Below are 14580 nucleotides of genomic sequence, written 5' to 3' on the forward strand. Positions count from 1 at the left end.
GCCCCCCCCCCCCCCCCCCGCCCGCTCACCAGGAGTCAGGCGAAGTTATCCACAGTTCGCGGAACTTCTTCGGCGCCTCGGTCCCGCCCCGCAAGGTGGGTGTCTCCGAACCTCGAAGGAGCATCCGATGAACCTCGCGGCACTGATCGTCACGGGCGACCCCGTCCTCGCCGACGGCCTGCTCCGCCTCGCGGCCGCCGCCGACGCCCACGCCGAGGTCGCCCACGGGCCCGAGGAGGCCAGACCCGCCTGGACGTGGCCGGCCCTCATCCTCGTGGGCGCCGACATGGCCGCGGACGTGGCGTCCGCCGGGCTCCAGCGCCGTCCGGGCGTCGTCCTCGTCACCGACTCCGCGACCTCGGAGGCGTACCGCCTCGCGGTCGAGGCCGGCGCCCAGGACGTCGCCACCCTCCCCGACCACGAAGACTGGCTCGTCAACGCGTTCGCCGCCGCCTGCGAACCCGAGGGCGGCTGGGCCACCACGCTCTGCGTCGTCGGGGCCCGGGGCGGCGCCGGCGCCAGCGTCCTCGCCGCGGCCCTGGGCCTCGCCGCCGCGGGCCAGGGGCTGCGCACCCTCCTCGTCGACGCCGACCCGTTCGGCGGCGGCATCGACCTCATGCTCGGGCTGGAGGAGCACGAGGGCGTCCGCTGGCACGACCTCGCCGAACGCCGCGGCCGCCTGAACACCGCCGCGCTGCACGAGACCCTGCCCCGCGCGGGCGACCTGTCCGTCCTGTCCTGGCGGCGCGGCGAGCCCGTCCCCGTCTCGGACGAGGCCGTGCGCGCCCTGCTCGACGCCGCCGCCCGCGGCTTCGACCTGGTCATCGCCGACGTCCCGCGCTACCCGGGCGACGTCGGCCGCGCCGCCCTGCGCGCCGCCGACGTCACGTTCCTGCTCGTCCCCGCCGAGGTCCGCGCCACGGTCGCCGCCGACGGCCTCGCCGCCGCCCTCCGCCGCGACACCGCCGACCTGCGGCTCGTCGTCCAGGGTCCGGCTCCCGGGGGCCTCACCCCCGACGCGGTCGCCCACGCCCTCGACATCCCGTCCGCCGGGGCCTTCGAGCGCGACCGCCGCCTCCCCGCCGCCACGGACGAGGGCGCCCTCGAACGGGCCTGCCGCCGCGGCCCCCTCCCCGACTTCTGCGCCAAGATCCTGGCCGACCTGGCCCTCCAGCCCTACGCCTACCGCGAAGCGGCATGACCGCCCGTCCCCAAGGCCCCACCGCGTTCCCGTGCCGACCCGTACAGGACGCCGCCGGACGGGGCGAAGGCACGCGGCAGCGGCATGGGCGTCGGCCTGCGCCGACCCGGTCGAAGGAGGATGCATGACGAGCCTGTCCGACGCGGTGCGGGATCGGCTGGCCGGGAGCGGCGGGGAGGCGACGACCGGGCGGGTAGCCGCGGCACTGCGCGCGGAGGAACGGCTGCTCGGCGACCGCGAGGTGCTGGCACTGGCGGACGAGTTATGCGCCGAGTTCGTCGGAGCCGGGCCGCTGGAGCCGCTGCTGCGCTGCCCCGATGTCACCGACGTCCTGGTGAACGGCCCCGACGAGGTCTGGGCCGACACGGGCTCCGGCCTCGTCCGCACCCCGGTGCGCTTCACCGACGAGGCGGCCCTGCGCCGCCTGGCCCAGCGCCTGACCGCCGCGGCCGGACGGCGGCTCGACGACGCGGCCCCGTACGCCGACGCCCGGCTGCCGGGCGGGGTCCGGCTGCACGCCGTCCTGCCGCCGGTGGCCGCGGGCGGAACCTGCCTGTCGCTGCGCCTGCCCCGGCGCCGCGCCTTCACCCTGGACGAACTCGTCGCGGCGCGGACCGTCCCGCCCGAAGGAGCGGACCTCCTCGCCGCGCTGATCGAGTCACGCGCCGCCTTCCTGATCACCGGCGGCACGGGGACGGGCAAGACCACGCTGCTGAGCGGGCTGCTGTCGCTGGCGGATCCGGCCGAACGGCTGCTCCTCGTCGAGGACTCCGCCGAACTGAAACCGGCCCACCCCCACGTCGTGCGGCTGGAGGCCCGTCCGCCCAACCTGGAGGGCGCGGGAGGCGTGACCCTGAACGACCTCGTCCGCCAGGCCCTCCGCATGCGCCCCGACCGCCTGGTGGTCGGCGAGGTCAGAGGCGCGGAGGTGGTCATTCTCTTGCAGGCGTTGAACACGGGGCACGAGGGCGGCTGCGGCACCCTCCACGCCAACACCGCCGCAGATGTGCCGGCCCGGCTCGAAGCGCTGGCCTGCACGGCGGGCTTGAGCAGGGAGGCCGTCCACAGCCAGTTGGCCGCCGCTCTGGACGTCGTCGTCCACCTGGTCCGCGAACCGGGCGGCGGCCGCCGCCGCGTGGCCGAGATCTGCCTTCTGCGCCGGGCGGCCGACGGGCTGGTCGGAGTCGTTCCCGCCGTGTCGTTCACCGCGTCCGGCGAGGTCGTCCCAGACCACGGCGCCGACGCCCTGCACGCCCGCCTGCGAGGAAACCGGTGATCATCACCCTGGCGATCCTCTGCTCGGCGGCCGCCGTCTGGACGCTCCTGGCGCCCGCGCCCGCCCTCCGCCGCATGAACCGCCTCGTGCCACCTCCTCGACACGACCCCCTGCGCGCTCTGCGAAGCAGCGTCGAAGCCATGCGCGAACGTAGAACCCGGCCACAGCGCCGGCGGACGTCCGTCATCGAACTCTGCGACGCCATGGCCGCCGAGCTGTCCGCCGGCCGGACCCCCGACGAGGCGTTCACGGCGGCCGTCACCGTCCTCGACCCGCAGGTGTCCCGCGAACTCCTCCACATCCCGCGCCCGCCGGCCGACCACCTGGACGAACTGGCGACCCGTCCGGGAGCCGAGGGCCTGCGCCTCCTCGCGGCCTGCTGGCGCATCGGCGCGGAACGCGGCGGCACGCTCGCCACCGTCCTGGACGGCCTGGCGGGCGCCCTTCGCGACGAAGAGGCCCAGCGCCAGGACGTGTCGGTCCAGCTGGCCGGCCCTCGCGCCACAGCCCGCCTGCTCGCCGTCCTCCCGCTCCTCGGCCTGGCCATGGCCGCGGCCCTGGGCGCCCATCCGATCCCGTTCCTCTGCGGGACCATGCCCGGCCTCGCCTGCTTGATCACAGGCTTCACCCTCAACCTGCTCGGCCTCCACTGGACCCGCAGCCTGGCCAAATCCGCTGAATCCCCCCACTAACCCCGCAGTCGCGCCCGCTAACGAAAGGGCTCGGCGTCGGCAGTCGACACGCCCGCACCCGGTCACACCGACCGTCAGCAACCCATCCGTGCGACGGGGCCGTGGGGCGTGCGAAAGGAAGTAGGTGAAGTGATGACGGTGTTGGCGGCCGTGCTCTGCGCGGCAGCCTCGGCGTTCCTCCTCCCCAACGGGACGAAGGCCGCCGCGAGGAGACTGGCGGGCCAGTTCGGGGGCCCTTCACCAGGAGGCGCGCCCCTGGCCGGTTACACCCGGTGGAAACGAGGCCGAGGAAACGATCGAGCGACGCTCACGCCGCGAGCGAGTGGCGAGAAGCAAATCCCTCCAAACGCAGACGGACGCCGCGACGCCCTGCTCCAACGCGACGCCCTGCTCCAACGCGACGTCCTGCTCCGTCGCGACGTCCTCCTTCGACGCGACGTCCTCCTTCGGCGCGTTGCCGCGGGTGCTGCGGGGGTGTTGTGCGTCGCGACGTTGGGTGGTCTGACCGGTGGCGTGGTCGGTGTCCTTGCGGCGGCGGCCGTCTGGTTCTCGTTCGGTCGCGTGGGGGCCGCGGAGCGCCGGCGAAAACGGGCGCGGCTCATCGCTGACCTTCCCATCGCGGTGGACCTCCTCGCGGCCTGCCTGCGCGGCGGCGCTCCCTGGCACGACGCGGTCGACGCGGTCGCGGATGCGGTGGGCGGCCCGCTCGGCGACGAACTGCGCGCGGTGTCCGTCCAGATCCGGCTCGGCGCAGATCCGGCGGAGGCTTGGCTCGCGCTCACGAAGGAGCCGATGCTCGCGCCGCTCGCCCGGACGGCCGTCCGGGCGGCGTCCACGGGCGCGGCCCTGGCCCCGTCCCTCGGCCGGCTCGCGCGCGACCAGCGCCGCGTGGCCCGGACAGAGGCCGCCGCGAGGGCCCGGGCGGCCGGCATCCGGGCACTCGCCCCGCTCGGCCTCTGCTTCCTGCCCGCGTTCGTACTCCTCGGCGTCGTCCCGGCCATCGCCGGGATCGCCGCGACGATCCTCCTGCCCTGGTGAGCCCGGGTTTTCCACAGAACTGTGTTCGGCCGCCGCCCGGAGGCGCGGCACAGCAGCCTGGAACGGAATCCGAACGAAAGGAGCCCCCATGCGGGCGATGAAGATGGTGGTGCGGAGATGGTCCAGAACGTGCGGAGACCGGGGAATGTCCACCGCGGAGTACGCGGTCGGCACCATCGCCGCGGCGGCCTTCGCCGGCCTGCTGTTCAAGATCGTGACGAGCGCGCAGGTGAAGTCGCTGCTCTTACAGATCATCGAGAAGGCCCTCAACCTCGCCGGCTGAGGGATCGCGGGATGGCCACGGCGGAGATCGCCGTGGCACTCCCCGCCCTGGTGCTGATCACCGCGGTCGCGCTGTGGGGCCTGGCGGCCGTGTCCGTACAGCTCACCTGCACGGACGCCGCCCGCACCGGCGCCCGCGCGGCGGCCAGGGGCGAATCCCTCACCGCGGTCCGCGAGCTGGTGGTGGGGGCCGTCCCGAAGGGGGCGACCGTGCGGATCCGCCGCGACGAGTCCACGGTCCACGTGGATGTCTCGGCCCCTGTCGCACCCCCTGCGGCGGTGGGTCTCCCACCTTTGACGGTCCATGCCCACGTAGCCGCCGCAACAGAACCCGGCGTCCACCCCGACCCCACGAACGCCCCGGGCGCCCCGCCCGATCCGAACATTGAGGCCGAGTTAGGACGCTGAGCCCCGTCCAAGGGAGGCGTCCGCGCAGCAAATCACCCTCGAACGCTGCGCCGCCTCCGAGGCCGCGTTGCGTTCGAGCGGCGGGCCGCGCTTGAACGCCATGCCGTCTCGAGGCTCGCGTTCAGGCAGCGGCCTGCACTTGAACCGGTGCGTCGTCTTCAGGGCCGCGTTTCAGGGCCGCGTTTCAGGGCCGCGTTGTGTTCGGGTCGCGACCTTGCTTGGACGCTGCGCCGTGCTCGGGTTCGCCCTTCGAGCGGCGTGCGGTGTGCGGTGTGCGGTGTCTGAACGCTATGTCGTCTTCGGCGGGTTGGGTTGGGGGGCGGTTGATAGGCGGATGTCGCTTGGAGGGGGCGGTTCGTACGGGTGGTGGGAAGCGGGCTGCTCGTCGGCCCGGGGTGTGGAGGGGCTGGCGGGTGGGTTGCCTTCCCGGTGGGTGAGCCTGTCCGGGGCGTCTGCGGGGCTCTAGAGAGAAAGGGATCTGGCCGGATGCTGGGGCGTTCGGCTCGGAGGGAGGAGGGCGGCGTGGTGCTGGGGCGGTGGCGCGTGGCGTGGTCGTGGTTGTGCAGGTCCGATCGGGGGTCTGGGACGGTGTGGGTGGTGGCGTTCTCGGCCCTTGTGTGGGTGGTCGGCGTAGCGGCGATCGCGGTGGGCGGGGTTCGGGGAGCGCGGCACCAGGGGGATGCGGCGGCCGACATGGCGGCGTTGGCGGCGGCTGCGCGGGTCGTCGAAGGCGGTGGGTCCGCGTGTGCGCTGGCCGGGGAGATCGCGGCTGAGTCCGGTGCCCGGTTGACGCGGTGCCGGGTGAGCGGGGACGTCGCAGAGGTCTCGGTGACCGTCCGGCTGAAGGTGCCGATGGGGATCGGAGGCTTGCGAGTGGTTTCTCGGGCCAGGGCTGGTCCTGTGGGACGAGACGGCGTAATCTGGCGCGATACGGCTCGTTGCACTGGATGTCAATAGGGTGAGGGGAGTCTTGGAGGATGCGAACACGTCTTTCTTTGTCATCGTCCTGTGACTTTGGCTACCCAGTGGTACGTTACGCTGCCGTAAGTCCATAGTTACCACCGGACGCGTGTGCCCCCGCGAGACTCTCGGCGGGATGAGACGAGCAGGACGCTGTCGAAGGGATTCTGGCGTGACCATCATTCGCAGGATCGGTGCGGTCGCGCTCGCGGCGCCCCTTGCGATGAGCTTCCCGGTGCTCGGCGCCCTGCCCGCGCAGGCCGCCACGACGAGTGTCATAACCCCGGCCGACGGCGCGGTCATCACGAGTGGTTCCCAGCTCACCGCCAAGGCCCACTTCGACTTCGCGATCACGATGCAGCTGCGGGTCAGCGGCCCCGGAATCGGTGACACGTTCCTGGCAGAGAAGGGCTTCTCCGGGGACATCTCGGGAACCTTCCCGATCAGTCGGAACGGTCGCTACAAGGTCGCCCTGAAGGGCAAGCAGACCGGGAACATCTACGACTCCAACACCTTCACGGTGCGGATCGCCCCGGCCGCTCCCACCGGCGTGTCCGCGAGTGTTTCCGGCAGCAAGCTCGCCGTGAAGTGGAACCGCGGCCTTGAGGACGACCTCACCGGCTACGCGCTATCGGGCTCCGGCGTGAAGTCCAGGTCCGGCTCGCTCGGCTCCCTCTGCCAGGGGACGAGCTGCTCCACCACCCTGTCGCTGACCCGGTCGAGCGGCGCGGTCTCCGTGGGCGTCCGCGCGCGACGCTCCACCGGGACGGGCGGGTCGCTGTACTCGAGCACCTCGTCGGCGACCTCGGCGGTGGGCGGATCCGGGTCGCTTCCCGGCGGCTCCGCTCCGTCGCTCCCGTCCGGCTCCGACGTGCCGAGCGCCGGCACGCCGCTGACGCCGTTCAACAACGAGTCGCCGGTCACCCTCCCGTCCGTCCAGCCGGACGGCGCGACGCCCGGCTTCACCTACCCCGCGCCGCAGATCGCCACCGACTCGCCGAAGGCACAGAACGTCGCGGCGACCGACCGGCTCCAGTGGGGCAAGAGCGTCGGCATCGCGATGATCCTGCTGATCGTCGCCGCGCACCTCGGCACGTGGACGCGCCGCCTGCGCGTCGCCCAGGCGGGCACGAGCAGCAACGGCATGGCGGCCCGGCTCGCGCGGAGCGGCACCGGCCGCAAGCGCGTCAGCAAGACACGGGACCATATCGCCCGCGCCGAGGCCCTCGCCAAGACGGCCCCGGTCCTGTCGGCGGCCGCCTCTCGTTCGGCGTCGAAGAGCAAGCCCGCCCGTCGTCCCGCGACTCTCGGCAACGGCTCCGGCGGCGTGAAGGTAGACATCGCCAAGCCCTCCCCCAACAAGAAGCCCAAGCGCAGCCACCGCCGCAAGTGACCGGCCGCAGGTCGTCCGGCGGGCGTCGCCGGCACCCAGGCGAAGATCGCTGACGGACCCCCGCAGGACCACCCGGGCCAGCGCTCAGACGCGGCACGGGAGGTGGAACCGGTCCGTTCACCACGCTCCGACGCCAAGTGACGGCCGTTCCTCCCGGCGAAGTTGTCGAGGGCCCGGGGTGGTCGGGGAGGCTGGCGGGGGTCGGACGAGGGGTCTAGGCTGCCTTGCCAGTTGGATCGCCCGGATCGTCCGGCAATGCGTCCTGTCGTCCGAGACCTCGGCCCTGTTCGTTTCGGGCCTGATGGAGAGGAGACCTCCGCATGATCTTCCTGGGGCTGATCGTCGCGCTCGCCGCCGGCGTGGCCGGTGTCGCCGTGGTGCTGGACAGCACCGGCGGCGCCCAGATGTCCGTCTTCGGCGACGAGATTCCAGGGATCACGCAGCAGTGGCACGTGTTCATGGCCGGCGCGGTGGTCGCGATCGTGTTCATGGCCGGGATGATGGTCGCGACGCTGGGGTTCAGGCGGGCGATGAACATCCGGCGTGAGCTGCGGGACCTGCGGGACGAGCACGAGGAGTCCCTGCAGACGCTGGAGATGGAGCGGCGGAAGCTGCAGCAGGCGCTCGCCCAGGCGCGGCGCGGCATGGACGACCCGGCCTCCGTGCCGGCCCAGCGCGTTGCACCGAACTGATCGTCCCGCGGGCCCGGCTGGTGCCGCCGAAGAGGGTGGCGACAGGGCTATTCGGGGGCTTGAGCCAGCAGGACGGCCAAGAGGGTGAGGGCACCCTGCTTGTCCAAGGGGTCGTTGCCGTTACCGCACTTGGGTGACTGGATGCAGGAAGGGCACCCCGACTCGCACTCGCAGGACTCTATGGCGTCCCGCGTGGCGTGCAGCCAGGAGGAGGCATCCGCGTAGCCGCGTTCGGCGAAACCCGCGCCGCCCTCATGACCGTCGTACACGAACACGGTGAGGAGACCCGTGTCGGGGTGGACGGCCGTGGACACGCCACCGATATCCCAGCGGTCGCATGTGGCGAACAGGGGGAGCAGGCCGATCGAGGCGTGTTCGGCGGCGTGGGCGGCGCCCGCGAGGTCGAGGTCGTCCAAGGAGGCGATCTGCGCTTCGGAGAGCGTCCACCACACGGCGCGGGTGCGGAGGGTGCGGGGCGGCAGGTCCAGGGGCTTCTCGCCGAGCATCTCGCCCGTTTGCAAGCGGCGCATCTGGTAGGCGACCACTTGGCGGGTGACTTCGACGGTTCCGAAGCAGAGCGTGGCCTCGCCCCAGGAGATGGAGCGGAGGCGTTCGACGATGCTGATGTCGGTCACATCGCGGGCGGTCGTCGAGTAGTCGGGGTCGGCCGCCTCTACGAGCGCGACGGAATCGTCCAGGTCGAGGGTGTGGACGATGTAGGACTCGCCCTGATGGATGTAGACGGCGCCTTCGTGGACGGTGGTGTGCGCGGATGCCTCGTCGACGGTGCCGAGGAGGCGCCCGGTGGACAGCTCCACCACCTGGATGGGCGCGCCGCCCGCTCCGCGGATGTCGGCCAGGTCGGCGGCCTTGTCGCGGCGCGTCCAGTACCAGCCCGCGGGACGCCGGCGGAGGAGGCCCCGGCGGACGAGGTCGGGCAGCAGGTCGGCGGTCGCCGGGCCGAACAGCGCGAGGTCGTCCTCGGTGAGCGGCATCTCGGACGCGGCGGCGCAGAGGTGCGGTTCGAGGACGTACGGGTTGTCCGGGTCGAGGACGGTCGCCTCGACCGGCGTCCCGAAGATCGCCTCGGGATGGTGGACGAGGAAGGTGTCGAGCGGATCGTCCCGGGCGACGAGGATGGAGAGGGCCGCCTGGCCGGAACGTCCAGCACGTCCGGCCTGCTGCCAGAGGGACGCGCGGGTCCCTGGCCAGCCGCAGACGAGGACGGCGTCCAACCCGGATACGTCAACGCCGAGCTCTAGTGCGTTGGTGCTGGCCAAGCCGATGATGGAGCGCGAGCGTAGAGCGGCCTCCAGCGCACGGCGTTCCTCGGGGAGATAGCCCGCGCGGTAGGCCGCGACCTGGTCGGCCAAGGCTGGAGTGACCTCGTGCAGCGCGCGCTTGGCGCTGAGTGCCACCGACTCTGCCCCGCGCCTGGAGCGGACGAACGCGAGCGTCTGGACGCCTTCGACAACGAGGTCGGCCAGAAGGTCGCCCGCCTCGGCCGTGGCGGTACGGCGGACGGGGGCGCCGCGCTCACCGCGCAGTTCCGTCAACGGCGGTTCCCACAGGGCGAAGGTCGCGGGCCCGCGCGGCGATGCGTCGTCGTCGACCGCGACGACGTCCAGCCCGGTGAGACGGGACGCGGCAGCCGCGGGCGAGGACGTCGTCGCCGACGCGAGGATGAACGTCGGGGAGGCGTGGTAGCGCCCGCAGATCCGGCGCAGGCGCCGCAGCACCTGCGCGACGTGGGATCCGAAGACGCCCCGGTATCCGTGGGCCTCGTCGATGATCACGTATCGGAGGCGGCGCAGGAACGAGGACCATCGAGGGTGCCCGGGCAGGATCGACCGGTGCAGCATGTCCGGGTTCGTCAGTATGTAGTTCGCGTGCTGCCGGACCCACGTCCGCTCGTCCTGCGGTGTGTCGCCGTCGTAGGTCGCCGCCCTCACCCGGGTGAGGTGCAGGGAGCGGAGCGCGCGGAGCTGGTCGGCGGCGAGCGCCTTGGTCGGCGACAGGTACAGGACCGTCCCCTCCCGGCGAGGATTCTCCTCCCCGGCATAGATCGCCTCGATGCAGGGCAGCAGGTAGCCGAGGGACTTGCCCGACGCGGTCCCTGTGGCGACGATCACAGAGCGTCCGGCGTGGGCGTGCTCGGCGGCGGCCGCCTGGTGTTCCCAGGGGGCCTCGATGCCCGCCGCGGCGAGCCGCTCGAGCAGGAGCGGCGGCGCCCAGGCCGGCCACCCGGCCTGGCGGCCCCGACGTGCGGGAACGCTCTCCACATGGGTGATGCGCTCGCGGCGCGACGGGTCGGCGAGGAGCCGGTCGAGGGGGGTTGAAGATCTTTGGGCGCCCATCAGGTTTTCAGTTTGCCAGCCTGGGCAAAACTACGGGAACGCCCCGGCGCCAGTGGGCCCGTCCCCCCTGCCCTGGCAAGTAGATCAGCAGGTCAGACGGGACGGCGCGAACTTTCGCCCGAGTGGGCGATTACGTGCGTACGCGACGCCGGAGCGTGGTTGAATCACGGCGAAGTCTCGAAGGCCGGTCACCACCGGTGGCCTGGGCATCGGGATCGGATAGTGCTGCACGGCGCGTGGAGGATCTGTGGACCTGAAGGTGAACGACTACACCACCGACGATGGCCTCACCGTCATCAACGTGGAGGGCGAGATCGACGTCTACACGGCGCCGAAGCTTCGCGAGAAGCTCATCGACCTGGTCAACAAGGGCAAGTTCCACCTGCTCGTGGACATGGAGAAGGTGGAGTTCCTCGACTCCACCGGCCTCGGCGTCCTCGTCGGCGGGTTGAAGCGGGTGCGCGCCCACGACGGCTCGCTGGAGCTGGTGTGCACCCAGGAGCGCATTCTCAAGATCTTCCGGATCACGGGGCTGACCAAGGTCTTCGGCATCCACGACTCGATCGCCGAGGCGGAGGAGAAGCGCAAGGGCGCCAAGTAGGCGGCCTGTAGCTGAGATGTCGACCGTTGAACTGTCCTTCAGCGCGCTGCCCGTCCACGTACGGACCGCCCGCCTGATCGTGACCGCCGTGGCCCGCCGCAGTGGCGTCGCCGAGCCTCTGCTGGACGAGGTGAGGCTCGCGGTCGGCGAGGCGTGCTCGCGTGCCGTGGAGGCCCACCGCCGGCACTGCCCGGACGAACCCGTCCGCCTCGAGCTCAGCGGCGCCGATCGCCGCTTCGAGGTGACCGTCAGCGACACCGTCCCCGGCGACGACACGCCGGGCGGCCTCCCGGCGACCATGGACGCCGACGAGTTCGAGTACGGCCTGGGCGAGGGCACCGCGGAACTGGGGCTGGCGGTCATCGCCGGGCTCGCCGACGACGTGGAGATCGCCGCCACGCCCAAGGGGGTCCAGATACGGATGAGCTGGCCGGCCGAGGCCGAGGCGACCATCTAGACGCGCTCCCGCCCCCACCCAGACCAGAGGCCCCGCCACCCCCGGCGGGGCCTTAGTCGTCCCTCGCGGCGCACCGCTCGCACTCCGACGGGGCCTCGGTCGTCTCCCGCGGCGCACCGCTCGCCCTGCGGCGGGGCCTCGGTCGTCTCCCCGAGGCGCGCTGCTCACTCCCGGGCGGGGGCCTCTGCCGCCCCCCAAGACGCGCCGCTCACCCCTGGGCAGGGCCTCGGCCGTCCCCTCAAGACGCGCCGCTCGTCCCGTGCCGCTCCGGTGGGGATGGGGGTGGTGGGGCGTCGGTTGCCGGGGTTGTGAGATTCTCTTTCAGTTGATCTAGATCTGGGCCGATTTGGGTCTGGACAAATTCTGTGTTAATGCCTAGCTTTAATGAGGACGCCGGTCATCGGGCCGATGCGCCCAATGTCGTATGCGCCTGTCAAGGTAGCGATTGGGTAAGGGATAGCTAACCCCGACTGACCTGCGGCGATGCCGCCTGGCCCGGCGTATAGGTCAAATTCCGGCGTATCACTCGTTGCATTTCGGCGACATCCTTCGCAAGGGCCGTGCGGCCTTAACATTCGACTTGCGCGTGCGTAGACTCCCGGCACCCGCGTCGCCGTGCGAGGTGTTCGAAATCATGACTCGCGGGGTACGCGGTAAAGATCGTCTTCTTTGTGACGATCGAGTCGCAATGCCCCTGTCGAGGAGGACGGATGTCCGGGTTTTCCCTGTCAAGCCCGGCCAGCGCAGAAGTGGATCTCGGCGGCGGCGACCTTTCCCTGGTCGTCGTCGTCGCTGTGATCGCACTGCTCGCACTGGCCGTCGCCGCGGGTCTCGTCCGCGATGTCCTGGCCGCGGGCCAGGGCACCGCCAAGATGCAAGAGATCGCCCGCGCCGTTCAGGTGGGCGCCAGCGCCTACCTGAAACGCCAGTTCCGAACGGTCGCGGTCTTCGTCGTACTGATCCCGCTCGTACTGCTGCTGCTCCCCGCCGACTCGACGAGCGAGCGGATCGGGCGCTCGGTCTTCTTCGTCATCGGCGCGCTGTTCTCCGCCGTCACCGGCTTCACCGGCATGTGGCTGGCGGTGCGCGGCAACGTCCGCGTCGCCGCGGCCGCCCGGGAGGAGGGCGGCGAGAAGACCGCGATGCGGATCGCGTTCCGCACCGGCGGCGTCGCCGGCATGTTCACCGTGGGCCTCGGCCTGTTCGGCGCGGCGGTCGTCGTCCTCGCCTACCAGGGCGACGCGCCGAAGGTGCTGGAGGGCTTCGGGTTCGGCGCGGCGCTGCTCGCCATGTTCATGCGTGTCGGCGGCGGCATCTTCACCAAGGCCGCGGACGTCGGCGCCGACCTCGTCGGCAAGGTCGAGCAGGGCATCCCGGAGGACGACCCGCGCAACGCGGCGACGATCGCCGACAACGTGGGCGACAACGTCGGCGACTGCGCCGGGATGGCCGCCGACCTGTTCGAGTCGTACGCCGTGATGCTGGTCGCCGCGCTCATCCTGGGGACGGCGGCGTTCGGCACCGAGGGCCTGGTGTTCCCGCTGATCGTCCCGATGATCGGCGTGATCACCGCGGTGATCGGCATCTTCGCGGTGGCGCCGCGCTCCGGCGACCGGTCCGGCATGACGGCGATCAACCGCGGGTTCTTCATCTCGGCGGGCATCTCGGCGGTCCTCGTCGCGATCGCCGCGTTCGTGTACCTGCCGTCGTCGTTCGCCGACCTGAAGGGCGTCACCGACGAGGCGATCCGCGGCCTGGACGCCGACCCGCGCTGGGTCGCGCTCGGCTCGGTGCTCATCGGGATCGTGCTGGCCAGCGTCATCCAGCTGCTCACCGGCTACTTCACCGAGACGAACCGCAAGCCGGTCAAGGAGGTCACCGACAGCGCCCGGACGGGCCCGGCGACCGTCATCCTGTCCGGCATCTCGCTCGGCCTGGAGTCGGCCGTCTACACCGCGCTCGTGATCGCGGGCGCCGTGTACGGGGCGTTCCTGCTCGGCTTCGGCAACACCACCGTCGCGCTGTTCGCGGTGGCGATGGCCGGTACCGGGCTGCTGACCACCGTCGGCGTGATCGTCTCGATGGACACCTTCGGGCCCGTGTCCGACAACGCCCAGGGCATCGCCGAGATGTCCGGGGACGTGACGGGCGAGGCCGCGTCCGTCCTGGAGCGGCTGGACGCCGTCGGCAACACCACCAAGGCGATCACCAAGGGCATCGCGATCGCGACGGCGGTGCTGGCCGCGACCGCGCTGTTCGGCTCGTTCCGGACGACGGTGATCGCGGCGCTCGGCGACGCGTCGCAGAGCGCCAAGGACGCGATCGGCGCAGAGTTCCTCGACTTCAACCTGTCGATCGCGAGCCCGAACGTCCTGATCGGGCTGATCATCGGTGCGTCCGTCGTGTTCCTGTTCTCCGGCCTGGCGATCATGGCGGTGGGCCGGGCGGCCGGACGGGTCGTGGTGGAGGTGCGCGAGCAGTTCCGCACCAAGCCCGGGATCATGGACTACACCGAGAAGCCCGACTACGACCGCGTCGTGGACATCTGCACCCGGGACGCGCAGCGCGAGCTCGCCACCCCCGGGCTGCTGGCGATCATGGCGCCGATCGCGGTCGGCTTCGCGCTCGGGTACGCGCCGCTGGGCGCCTACCTGGGCGGCGCCATCGCCGCGGGCGTGCTGATGGCGGTGTTCCTCGCCAACTCCGGCGGCGCCTGGGACAACGCCAAGAAGCTCGTCGAGGAGGGCCACCTCGGCGGCAAGGGCAGCCCCGCGCACGAGGCGACGATCATCGGCGACACGGTCGGCGACCCGTTCAAGGACACCGCCGGCCCCTCGATCAACCCGCTGATCAAGGTGATGAACCTGGTCGCGCTGCTGATCGCGGACGCGGTGGTGACGTACGCGGGCAACACGCTGCTGCGCGTCGTGGTGACCGTGCTGTCCGTCGGCGTCATCGTCGCGGCGATCGTGATCTCCAAGCGGCGCGCCGACCCGATCGCCGAGCCGTCCGCCGACCCGGCGGTCGAGGGCGGCGCGCCGAAGGACGCGTCCGTGGGCGGCGCCGAGGCGGAGGCCGTCGGGGAGGCGTCCCCGGAGGAGGCGGCGGTCGGCGCCGAGTCCAACGGCGCCACCACCGAGACGGGCACCGAGGAGTCCGCCAGCAAGGGCTGACGGCTCACGCGGAGAGGGCCGGCGGCGATCGCGCCGCCGGCCCTTTCGCA

General features: G+C 71.9%; 13 protein-coding genes. 12 read left to right on the top strand and 1 reads right to left on the bottom strand.

Annotated elements, in window-relative coordinates:
- The first annotated feature begins 127 nt into the window (after positions 1 to 127).
- From ssd to ACA511_RS03250, 9 genes are all read left to right on the top strand, one after another.
- Complete coding sequence (gene ssd, locus ACA511_RS03210; protein ID WP_375022499.1) at positions 128 to 1201, top strand: septum site-determining protein Ssd; 1074 nt, start codon at positions 128 to 130, stop codon at positions 1199 to 1201.
- A gap of 124 nt (positions 1202 to 1325) precedes the next feature.
- Positions 1326 to 2477: a TadA family conjugal transfer-associated ATPase gene (locus ACA511_RS03215; protein WP_375022500.1), complete on the top strand. Its 1152-nt coding sequence runs from the start codon at positions 1326 to 1328 to the stop codon at positions 2475 to 2477.
- Positions 2474 to 3169 (top strand): type II secretion system F family protein, encoded by a 696-nt coding sequence (locus ACA511_RS03220; protein ID WP_375022501.1) that lies wholly within the window; start codon positions 2474 to 2476, stop codon positions 3167 to 3169. The genes ACA511_RS03215 and ACA511_RS03220 overlap by 4 nt, the downstream gene beginning before the upstream one ends.
- Positions 3170 to 3790: 621 nt before the next feature.
- On the top strand, positions 3791 to 4207 hold the full coding sequence (locus tag ACA511_RS03225) for a type II secretion system F family protein (RefSeq protein ID WP_375022502.1): 417 nt from the start codon (positions 3791 to 3793) through the stop codon (positions 4205 to 4207).
- A gap of 103 nt (positions 4208 to 4310) precedes the next feature.
- Entirely contained in the window at positions 4311 to 4490 is a 180-nt protein-coding gene (locus tag ACA511_RS03230; protein ID WP_375024673.1) for a DUF4244 domain-containing protein, read from the top strand.
- An 11-nt stretch (positions 4491 to 4501) separates the two neighbouring features.
- Positions 4502 to 4897: a TadE family type IV pilus minor pilin gene (locus tag ACA511_RS03235; RefSeq protein WP_375022503.1), complete on the top strand. Its 396-nt coding sequence runs from the start codon at positions 4502 to 4504 to the stop codon at positions 4895 to 4897.
- Between the two features lie 486 nt (positions 4898 to 5383).
- Positions 5384 to 5854 carry an Rv3654c family TadE-like protein gene (locus ACA511_RS03240; RefSeq protein WP_375022504.1) on the top strand — a complete coding sequence of 157 codons (471 nt, stop codon included), beginning with the start codon at positions 5384 to 5386 and terminating at the stop codon, positions 5852 to 5854.
- 175 nt (positions 5855 to 6029) lie between these two features.
- On the top strand, positions 6030 to 7250 hold the full coding sequence (locus ACA511_RS03245) for a hypothetical protein (RefSeq protein WP_375022505.1): 1221 nt from the start codon (positions 6030 to 6032) through the stop codon (positions 7248 to 7250).
- 320 nt (positions 7251 to 7570) lie between these two features.
- Positions 7571 to 7942 carry a hypothetical protein gene (locus tag ACA511_RS03250; RefSeq protein ID WP_375022506.1) on the top strand — a complete coding sequence of 124 codons (372 nt, stop codon included), beginning with the start codon at positions 7571 to 7573 and terminating at the stop codon, positions 7940 to 7942.
- Positions 7943 to 7989: 47 nt separating this feature from the next.
- On the opposite strand, the gene ACA511_RS03255 is transcribed toward ACA511_RS03250, so the two are convergent.
- Complete coding sequence (locus ACA511_RS03255) at positions 7990 to 10299, bottom strand: DEAD/DEAH box helicase (RefSeq protein ID WP_375022507.1); 2310 nt, start codon at positions 10297 to 10299, stop codon at positions 7990 to 7992.
- 247 nt (positions 10300 to 10546) lie between these two features.
- On the opposite strand from ACA511_RS03255, the gene ACA511_RS03260 reads away from it, so the two are divergent.
- The 3 genes from ACA511_RS03260 (at position 10547) to ACA511_RS03270 (ending at position 14530) form a co-directional block, all read left to right on the top strand.
- On the top strand, positions 10547 to 10900 hold the full coding sequence (locus ACA511_RS03260) for an STAS domain-containing protein (protein WP_021597910.1): 354 nt from the start codon (positions 10547 to 10549) through the stop codon (positions 10898 to 10900).
- Between the two features lie 16 nt (positions 10901 to 10916).
- The gene (locus ACA511_RS03265; protein ID WP_375022508.1) at positions 10917 to 11357 is read left to right on the top strand and encodes an ATP-binding protein; all 441 of its coding nucleotides are present in this window, start codon (positions 10917 to 10919) and stop codon (positions 11355 to 11357) included.
- A gap of 710 nt (positions 11358 to 12067) precedes the next feature.
- Entirely contained in the window at positions 12068 to 14530 is a 2463-nt protein-coding gene (locus ACA511_RS03270; RefSeq protein WP_375022509.1) for a sodium-translocating pyrophosphatase, read from the top strand.
- Positions 14531 to 14580 lie beyond the last annotated feature (50 nt).

It is taken from the genome of Actinomadura sp. GTD37, assembly GCF_041951365.1.
Taxonomy (GTDB): Bacteria; Actinomycetota; Actinomycetes; order Streptosporangiales; family Streptosporangiaceae; genus Spirillospora.

What these genes read in the sequence shown, in the direction of transcription:
- ACA511_RS03270 (WP_375022509.1), top strand. Translation starts at nt 12,068, where the DNA reads ATGTCCGGGTTTTCCCTGTCAAGCCCGGCCAGCGCAGAAGTGGATCTC.
- ssd (WP_375022499.1), top strand. Translation starts at nt 128, where the DNA reads ATGAACCTCGCGGCACTGATCGTCACGGGCGACCCCGTCCTCGCCGAC.
- ACA511_RS03240 (WP_375022504.1), top strand. Translation starts at nt 5,384, where the DNA reads ATGCTGGGGCGTTCGGCTCGGAGGGAGGAGGGCGGCGTGGTGCTGGGG.
- ACA511_RS03215 (WP_375022500.1), top strand. Translation starts at nt 1,326, where the DNA reads ATGACGAGCCTGTCCGACGCGGTGCGGGATCGGCTGGCCGGGAGCGGC.
- ACA511_RS03235 (WP_375022503.1), top strand. Translation starts at nt 4,502, where the DNA reads ATGGCCACGGCGGAGATCGCCGTGGCACTCCCCGCCCTGGTGCTGATC.
- ACA511_RS03265 (WP_375022508.1), top strand. Translation starts at nt 10,917, where the DNA reads ATGTCGACCGTTGAACTGTCCTTCAGCGCGCTGCCCGTCCACGTACGG.
- ACA511_RS03230 (WP_375024673.1), top strand. Translation starts at nt 4,311, where the DNA reads ATGGTGGTGCGGAGATGGTCCAGAACGTGCGGAGACCGGGGAATGTCC.
- ACA511_RS03255 (WP_375022507.1), bottom strand. Translation starts at nt 10,299, where the DNA reads ATGGGCGCCCAAAGATCTTCAACCCCCCTCGACCGGCTCCTCGCCGAC.
- ACA511_RS03250 (WP_375022506.1), top strand. Translation starts at nt 7,571, where the DNA reads ATGATCTTCCTGGGGCTGATCGTCGCGCTCGCCGCCGGCGTGGCCGGT.